1 protein-coding gene is annotated in these 497 nt (G+C 39.2%); it reads left to right on the forward strand.

From position 1 onward, the window contains the following. Positions 1-497 (forward strand): IS66 family transposase (locus ACEYW6_RS36610; RefSeq protein WP_412983667.1); only part of this gene is annotated, 497 nt, incomplete at both ends.

Raw genomic sequence — 497 nt, forward strand, 5'->3', positions numbered from 1 at the left:
CCTAACATTCATGTGGATGAAACACCTTGGTCAGTCATAGGAATCAAAGAATGGTTGTGGGTAGTTGCTAATTCAGACTTCTGCTTATTTACAGCAGCTGATACTCGCTCACGATCCGAATTAGAAACAATTTTAGGGGCTAAATATACAGGGGTACTTAGCAGCGATGATTTTAGTGTTTACAATGGCTATCCAGTTTTTGCCCAACAGAAATGTTTGGCTCATCTACGCCGTCACTTTAAAAAATTAATTCAACTTCCAGGTCTTCACAACCAGGCTATTGGGGAAGCTTTTGTTGATTTAATTGATGAAGCCTTTAAAAATTACGCTCAATGGTTTGAAACTCTTGACTCCACCAGTTACAACGACTGGGTAAATCAATTTAAATCTAAGTTACAACAAACGCTCAATCAGTGGATTGACAAGGCAGGAGCAAAAGCCGGACAGCTTTTACGTTCTTTACGGGATAAAGCTTCTCAATGGTGGTATTTTCTTGA

Origin of the sequence: Nostoc sp. UIC 10607, assembly GCF_047228265.1 — a bacterium.
In the GTDB taxonomy this organism is placed as follows: domain Bacteria; phylum Cyanobacteriota; class Cyanobacteriia; order Cyanobacteriales; family Nostocaceae; genus Nostoc; species Nostoc foliaceum_A.